The organism is Streptomyces rugosispiralis (assembly GCF_024505145.1).
Taxonomy (GTDB): Bacteria; Actinomycetota; Actinomycetes; order Streptomycetales; family Streptomycetaceae; genus Streptomyces; species Streptomyces rugosispiralis.
Window position 1 is genome coordinate 44,713 of sequence record NZ_JANIAA010000056.1, and the last position, 6,983, is coordinate 51,695.

Genomic DNA, 6,983 nt, shown 5'->3' on the forward strand with positions numbered 1-6,983 from the left:
CACCCCCCCCCGCCAGGTACACGTTCCTCAGAAGAACACCGACCTCCGCTGCACCAGCAACTTATAGAGCGTGTGCTGGATCGTTTCTCGTACCTGGTCGGTCAGGTTGAACATCAGCATCGGGTCGTCCGCCGCCTCCGGCGGATGCCCGTCCGTGGGGATGGGCTCGCCGAACTGGATGGTCCACTTCGTCGGCAGCGGCACCGCTCCCAGCGGCCCGAGCAGCGGGAAGGTCGGCGTGATCGGGAAGTACGGGATGCCGAGCAGCCGGGCCAGGGTCTTCGCGTTCCCCACCATCGGGTAGATCTCCTCCGCGCCCACGATCGAGCACGGCACGATCGGCGCCCCCGCGCGCAGCGCCGTCGAGACGAAGCCGCCCCGTCCGAAGCGCTGCAGCTTGTACCGCTCCGAGAACGGCTTGCCGATCCCCTTGAAGCCCTCCGGCATCACCCCGACCACCTCGCCGCGCTCCAGCAGCAACTGGGCGTCCTCGGCGCAGGCGAGGGTGTGCCCGGCCTTGCGGGCCAGCTCGTTGATGACCGGGAGCACGAAGACCAGATCGGCCGCGAGCAGCCGCAGATGGCGCTTGGCCGGGTGGTTGTCGTGCACCGCGACCTGGAGCATCAGCCCGTCCAGCGGCAGCACCCCGGAGTGGTTGGCGACGACCAGCGCGCCGCCGCTGTCGGGGATGTTCTCGATCCCCTTCACCTCGACCCGGAAGTACTTGTCGGACAGCGGGCGGAGCAGGGACATCAGCACCTGCTCGGTCAGGTCGTGGTCGTACCCGAAGTCGTCGACCTCGTAGTCCCCGGTGATCCGGCGGCGCAGAAAGTTCAGCCCGTGGGCCAGCTTGCGCTCCCAGTCGCCGCTGCCCGGGGCGGGCTTGGGCGGGTCGGGCGGCAGGGGCGGCACGGCCGCGGCCGCCGTCTGGGGGCGCTGCTCGAGCGCCTCGTCGCGCTGCTGGGGTACGGGCTTGAGCGAGCCCTGGGAGCGGCCGCCGCGGCCCAGCCGGGGGACCTTCCTCCGGGACGACCGGGGTTCCTCACCGAACGGAATGACCTTGGCGTCCGCCATGGTGGTTGCGCTCCTTAAGGCTGGGCGCCGGCGGGCAGCAGCGCGGCGAGCCGATCGATGGTACGGGCGAGGGTCTCGGGCGGGAGCAGCCCGGGGCCGCGGCTGTGCGCATAGTCCGCGAGGGCGCCGGCGGTGGTGTGCTCGGGTTCGAATCCCAGGGTCTCGCGCATCTGGGTGGTGGCCACGACCCGGCCGTGGGTGAGCAGCCGGATCTGCTCGGGCGAGAAGTCGGTGATGCCGAGGGACCTCAGCGCGGTGCGGGCCCAGCGCAGGGTGGGCAGCAGCAGTGGCAGGGTCGGGCGGCCGAGCCGCCGGGCGGCCTGGGAGAGCAGCAGCACCCCGTCTCCGGCGATATTGAACGTGCCGCTGTTGAGCGTGGACCGGCGCGGCTCGGAGGCCGCGATCCGCAGCACCTCGATGGCGTCCTTCTCATGGACGAACTGCAGCCGCGGGTCGTAGCCGATGACGGTGGGCAGCACGGGCAGCGCGAAGTACTCGGCGAGCGGGGAGTCCGCGCACGGCCCCAGGATGTTGGCGAAGCGCAGCACGCACACCGCGACATCGGGGCGGCGCCGGGCGAAACCGCGGACATAGCCCTCGACCTCGACGGTGTCCTTGGCGAAGCCGCCGCTGGGCAGGGATTTGGGCGGGGTGGTCTCGCTGAAGACGGCGGGGTCGCGGGGCGCGGAGCCGTACACATTGGTGCTGGACTTCACCACCAGCCGCTGCACCGACGGGGCCTTCTGGCAGGCGCCGAGCAGCTGCATGGTGCCGATGACATTGGTCTCCTTGACCGAGGCGCGATTGCCGCGCGCACCCAGCGGAGTGCCGTTGATATCCATGTGGACGACGGTGTGGACGCCGTATTCGGCGAGCAGTTTCCCGATCGTGGGATGACGGATATCGGCCCGGACGAAGTCGGCGCCGCCGAGGTGGTGTTCGGGCGGTACGGCGTCCACGCCGATCACCCGCTCCACATCGGATTCGCGCTGTATGCGCCGGACGAAACGGCCTCCCAGCCGACGAGCGACTCCGGTGACGAGCACGACCTTTCCCAAGATCAGCGCCTTCCTTCCCACCCTCGTCCGAGCTGGGCTGTGCCGAACACCGTAACCGCTCGATCTTGCCCTGTGATGACCACTCGCCGCGCGGTACGACGTTTTAAGCCGGGGCCAAAGGGGCGAACGTGGCTTCAGACCGGTGCCGCCCACGCACCGCAGCCCTCCCACCGGTGGTGGAAGGGCTGCGGGACGAACACAGCGTCGCTTGCTTACTTCTTGTTGCGACGCTGGACGCGCGTGCGCTTGAGCAGCTTGCGGTGCTTCTTCTTGGCCATCCGCTTGCGCCGCTTCTTGATAACAGAGCCCACGACTACCCTCGCTCACTTCGAATCACTCGGTGCGGGGCGTCCGAGCCCACACGACCTACATCGGGCCAGCCTACCCGGCACCGAGCGAACCACGTAATCCGAGGGTCCTCCCCAGGCCCGGAAACGGCCTAGGCGGACTCCACCCCCACATACGATTCGCGGAGGTATTCATGAACCGCTTGCTCTGGGACCCGGAAAGACCTGCCCACCCGGATCGCCGGCAGATGACCACTGTGCACCAATCGGTACACGGTCATCTTGGACACTCGCATCACCGAGGCGACTTCCGCCACGGTCAGAAACTGAACCTCGTTCAGAGGCCGTTCGCCAGCAGCCATGACAACACCTGAACCTTCCGCACATGTCGGGCACCGGCTTCCCCTCCGGTGACTCCTGGTCGCATGCGCGCTCCACCCCAGGTTAGGGGCGGGTGATGCAAGTGGGGAAGAGGAGTAGCGATCGGACGCCTACTGTGACAGACACGCTCGATTGAGTACATAGCGAGTAATCGGCCGGTAGTAACCAGACCGCACACCGTCATCAAGCGGAACGGCGACGGACACCCGCCCCTCGGCCTCCCCGACGAACAGCGCGGGGTCGTCCGTGTCACCGAGACCGATGGCCTCAAAGCCCAGCTGACCTGCTCCGCAGACCCACCCGTGGTCCCCGATGACGAGCCCCGGCAGAGGCCCGCCGGACTCCGCGGCCCGGCCCAGGGCGACCCGAACCGGGAGCGGCGAATGGCTGTGGGCGCCCGGCTCACTCGCGGTCGGGCGAGCGCCGGGCGCCCGCACCATCGCGACACCTCGTACGTAGGCGAGCCGGTGAGTACGTACGCCAAACCGCGTCGTTATGTCGATACATCTACCCCGTGCGGGAGTGAGGACACGGCAACCCGCCGCCGAGAGCGCCGACGCCAACGCGGCGTAGAAGCCGAGGAGACGGTGGGGATGGCCGGTGCCGAGGAGTACCGGGAGCCGGTCTCGGGCGGCCCCGCGCAGCCGGTCCGCGAAGGCGTCCAGCGCGGCGATCGTCAGCTCCGGATCGATCACATCCGGCCCCGAAACTTTGGCCGGATCGATCGAAACCCCGCATTTCTCACCCATCAGGCCGAGCAATTCCATAAAGGACCAGTCGTATTCGGGCTCCAGCCCGAGCAGCACCCGAGGGTCCCGGGCCGCGAAGAGCCGATAGCGGCGCAGGCTCTCCTCCCGGCTCGTCGCCACGGGACCGGCGAGCCGCGCCGCCAGCAGATGCGCACGCAGCGCCGCGGTACTCGACACGCCACCGATGCTGGCGGACGGAGCCCGTGGGCCGCCCGGATACGCGGGCAGACCCCACGGTTGGCGTAACGGCCACGTGGCCGCGGCCGTGGTTCGGACCCCGCCCAGCCGTGGTACGGGGCGTTCCACGGGGCTTCCGTTCCACGGGGCTTCTACGGCAGCAGCCCGCGGTGCGGGAAGACCGCCCGGCGCGTCGCCAGGATCGCCTGGTCCAGCCGGTCCGCGGGGTCGTACCCGGCCTCGTGGAAGTCCTGCCAGACCGGCTCCCGCCCGTCCGTCATCCGCCGCGGCGCGTCCATCCGGGTCCGCCGGTACACCTCCTGCCGCCACTCCTCCGGCACCGGCGTGGTGGCCTCCACCGGCCGCCCGGCCGCGATCGCGACCAGATGCGTCCAGGACCGCGGCACCACGTCCACCACCGCGTAGCCGCCGCCCCCGAGCGCCATCCAGCGCCCGTCCGCGTGCTCATGCGCCAGCCGGTGACAGCTCTCGGCGACCGCCCGCTGCGCGTCGACGGTCACCGCCAAGTGGGCCAGCGGGTCCTCGACATGGGTGTCCGCGCCGTGCTGGGTCACCAGCACCTGCGGGCGGAACGCCGCCAGCAGCTCCGGCACCACCGCGTGGAAGGCCCGCAGCCAGCCCGCGTCCGAGGTCCCGGCCGGCAGCGCCAGATTGACCGCCGAGCCCTCGGCGCCTTCCCCGCCTGTCTCCTCCGGCCAGCCGGTCTGCGGGAACAGCGTCCGGGGGTGTTCGTGCAGCGAGATCGTCAGCACCCGCGGATCGTCCCAGAACGCCGCCTGCACCCCGTCCCCGTGGTGGACGTCCACATCCACGTACGCGACCCGCTCCGCCCCCAGCTCCAGCAGCCGCGCGATCGCCAGCGCCGCGTCGTTGTAGATGCAGAACCCGGACGCGCCCCGGGGCATCGCGTGGTGCAGCCCGCCCGCGAAGTTCACCGCGTGCAGCGCCTCCCCGCGCCATACGTCCTCGGCCGCGCCCACCGACTGCCCGGCGATCAGCGCGGACGCCTCGTGCATCCCCGCGAAGGCCGGATCGTCGATCGTCCCGAGGCCGTACGAGCCGTCCGCCGCCTCCGGGGCGGCCGAGGCGCGCCGTACCGCCTCGATGTACTCCTGCCCGTGGACCAGGCGCAGCGTCGACTCCCCGGCCGGCTTGGCGGCCACCACCCGGACCGCCCGGTCCAGCCCGAACGCCCGCACCAACCCCATGGTCAGCGCCAGCCGCACCGGGTCCATCGGATGCCCGGCGCCGAAGTCGTATCCGGTTACTTCCTCATCCCACATCAACTGTGCGCGGCCGCTCATGCCCGTCACCGTATCCGGCTGGTACAGGGCTGAACGACCTCGCATACCGGATCGTCATCAGCACGAGCGCCATCGGCACCAGCATCGCCACACGGTAGTTCCACGCCCCGCCCAGCGCGCCGACGAGCGGGGAGCCGATCAGGAAGCCCACGTAGTTGAAGATGTTGAGGCGCGCGACGGCGACGTCGGACGCCCCGGGGAAGAGCCGCCCCGCGGCCGCGAAGGTCTGCGGCACCAGCACGCACAACCCCAGCCCCAGCAGCGTGAACCCGGCCATCCCCAGCCATGCCCCGGGCGCCGCCGCGACCACCGCGAAGCCGCCGCCCGCGAGCAGCGCCCCGGCCCGGACCACGGCGACCGCCCCGAAGCGCCGCACCCCGAGGTCGCCGAAGGAACGGCCGAGGAGCGTGGTGACCATATAGACGTTGTACGGGACCGTGGCCAGCTGCTCGGAGCTGTGCAGCACGTCCTCCAGATACTTGGCGCTCCAGTTGGAGACGGTGGAGTCGCCGATGTAGGCGAAGGCCATGACGAGACAGAGCGGCAGCAGTGCCCGCATGCCCACGGTGGTCTCGTTCCGCACCACTTCGGTCGGCTCGGCGCCCCGGTGGTCGACGTACCAGCGGCTGGCGATCAGCGCGACGGGCACCAGGGTGGCCACGAGCGGCGCGTAGAGCGTGGGCAGCGGCAGATCCCAGTGCGCCCCCACCCAGGCGAGCGAGGCCCCGGCGATCCCGCCCAGGCTGTACGCGCCATGGAAACCGAGCATGATGCTGCGCCCGTACGCGCGCTGGAGGCTCACCCCCAGCATGTTCATCGACGCGTCGAGCGCCCCGACCGTCAGCCCGAACACCGCGAGCGCCGCGGCGAGCTGCCACACCGTGGTCCCCGATCCGGCGGACAGCAGGGCGAGGGAGACGATGGGCTGCACCAGGCGGAGGACCAGCCCCGGACGCATCCGCTTGACGAGATGCTCGGTTCCGACGCTGCCCACCCCGGCGAGGATCGGCACGGCGGCCAGGAAGAGGGGCAGCAGCCCATCGGATATCCCGTACCGGTCCTGGAGCGCGGGTATGCGCGTCACCAGCAGAGCGAAGATCGCGCCCTGGACGAAGAAGCTGATGGCCAATGAGGCCCGGCCTTGCCGAAGCCGGCGGCTCGGACGCGAATCCGTCATGGCCGTGGAGCGTACGGCCCTGGGCTACTTGTGGGTAGAGGTGAGCAGTCCTCGCAGTTCGGCCATCTCCACGAAGAGGCCCCGGGCCGCGGCGAGTTTGGCGGCCGGTGTCATGGCCGTGTAGCCGTACACATCCATCCCGGCGGCCAGGGCGGCCTGGACCCCGAGCGGGCTGTCCTCGACGACGGCACAGCGCTCGGGCACGACGCCCATGCGCTCGGCGGCGTGGAGGAACAGATCCGGGGCGGGCTTGCCCCGGCCCACGTCCTCGGAGCTGAAGATGCGGTCCTCGTCGAAGAGGTCGTACAGCCCGGTCGTACGGAGGGCGACGCGGATCCGCTCATGGCTTCCGGATGAGGCGACGCAGTACGGGACGCCGTCGGCCCGCAGCTTCTCCAGCACCTCGGCCACACCCGCCACCGGCCGCAGCTCGCGGCGGAAGGCGTCGAAGACCCGGCCGTGGAAGGTGGTGTCGAAGTCGGGCGGAAGCCGCCGGCCCGAGCGCTCGAGGACCAGGTCGTGGACGCGATGCATGGCGGAGCCCATGTAGTCGCGTATGGAGTCCTCGTAGCTGGTGGGGTGCCCCAACTCGGTGAGATAGGCGGCGAGCAGCCGGTTGGAGATGGGCTCGCTGTCGACGAGCACTCCGTCGTTGTCGAAGATGACCAGGTCATAGCGCATGTGGTCAGCCTACAAACAGAAATGCGAAAAGCCCGGTTGCGAGCCAAAGCTCCCAACCGGGCTTTTCGTAAAGT

Annotated in this window: 8 protein-coding genes; all 8 read right to left on the reverse strand. The window is 70.2% G+C overall.

Annotation, left to right across the window (positions count from 1 at the left end):
* Window positions 1-27: 27 nt before the first annotated feature.
* The 8 genes from NP777_RS43130 to NP777_RS43165 all read right to left on the reverse strand — a co-directional run bounded on the left by NP777_RS43130 (window position 28) and on the right by NP777_RS43165 (window position 6,909).
* Window positions 28-1,074, reverse strand: coding sequence for a lysophospholipid acyltransferase family protein (locus NP777_RS43130; RefSeq protein ID WP_256655665.1), 1,047 nt, complete (start codon window positions 1,072-1,074; stop codon window positions 28-30).
* A gap of 14 nt (window positions 1,075-1,088) precedes the next feature.
* On the reverse strand, window positions 1,089-2,132 hold the full coding sequence (locus NP777_RS43135) for an NAD-dependent epimerase/dehydratase family protein (RefSeq protein WP_256655666.1): 1,044 nt from the start codon (window positions 2,130-2,132) through the stop codon (window positions 1,089-1,091).
* Between the two features lie 212 nt (window positions 2,133-2,344).
* Window positions 2,345-2,443 carry a 30S ribosomal protein bS22 gene (locus tag NP777_RS43140; protein ID WP_003948845.1) on the reverse strand — a complete coding sequence of 33 codons (99 nt, stop codon included), beginning with the start codon at window positions 2,441-2,443 and terminating at the stop codon, window positions 2,345-2,347.
* 128 nt (window positions 2,444-2,571) lie between these two features.
* Window positions 2,572-2,781 (reverse strand): helix-turn-helix domain-containing protein, encoded by a 210-nt coding sequence (locus NP777_RS43145; protein WP_014053989.1) that lies wholly within the window; start codon window positions 2,779-2,781, stop codon window positions 2,572-2,574.
* Between the two features lie 129 nt (window positions 2,782-2,910).
* Complete coding sequence (locus NP777_RS43150) at window positions 2,911-3,726, reverse strand: phosphatase (protein ID WP_256655667.1); 816 nt, start codon at window positions 3,724-3,726, stop codon at window positions 2,911-2,913.
* Between the two features lie 152 nt (window positions 3,727-3,878).
* Window positions 3,879-5,051, reverse strand: coding sequence for an acetoin utilization protein AcuC (locus NP777_RS43155; RefSeq protein WP_256655668.1), 1,173 nt, complete (start codon window positions 5,049-5,051; stop codon window positions 3,879-3,881).
* Window positions 5,020-6,228, reverse strand: coding sequence for an MFS transporter (locus tag NP777_RS43160; RefSeq protein ID WP_256655669.1), 1,209 nt, complete (start codon window positions 6,226-6,228; stop codon window positions 5,020-5,022). The genes NP777_RS43155 and NP777_RS43160 overlap by 32 nt, the downstream gene beginning before the upstream one ends.
* A gap of 24 nt (window positions 6,229-6,252) precedes the next feature.
* Window positions 6,253-6,909: an HAD family hydrolase gene (locus tag NP777_RS43165; RefSeq protein ID WP_256655670.1), complete on the reverse strand. Its 657-nt coding sequence runs from the start codon at window positions 6,907-6,909 to the stop codon at window positions 6,253-6,255.
* Window positions 6,910-6,983: the final 74 nt, after the last annotated feature.

Excerpts from the sequence above, each read along its gene's own strand:
- NP777_RS43130 (WP_256655665.1), bottom strand. The coding sequence starts at position 1,074 with ATGGCGGACGCCAAGGTCATTCCGTTCGGTGAGGAACCCCGGTCGTCC.
- NP777_RS43165 (WP_256655670.1), bottom strand. The coding sequence starts at position 6,909 with ATGCGCTATGACCTGGTCATCTTCGACAACGACGGAGTGCTCGTCGAC.
- NP777_RS43160 (WP_256655669.1), bottom strand. The coding sequence starts at position 6,228 with ATGACGGATTCGCGTCCGAGCCGCCGGCTTCGGCAAGGCCGGGCCTCA.
- NP777_RS43145 (WP_014053989.1), bottom strand. The coding sequence starts at position 2,781 with ATGGCTGCTGGCGAACGGCCTCTGAACGAGGTTCAGTTTCTGACCGTG.
- NP777_RS43155 (WP_256655668.1), bottom strand. The coding sequence starts at position 5,051 with ATGAGCGGCCGCGCACAGTTGATGTGGGATGAGGAAGTAACCGGATAC.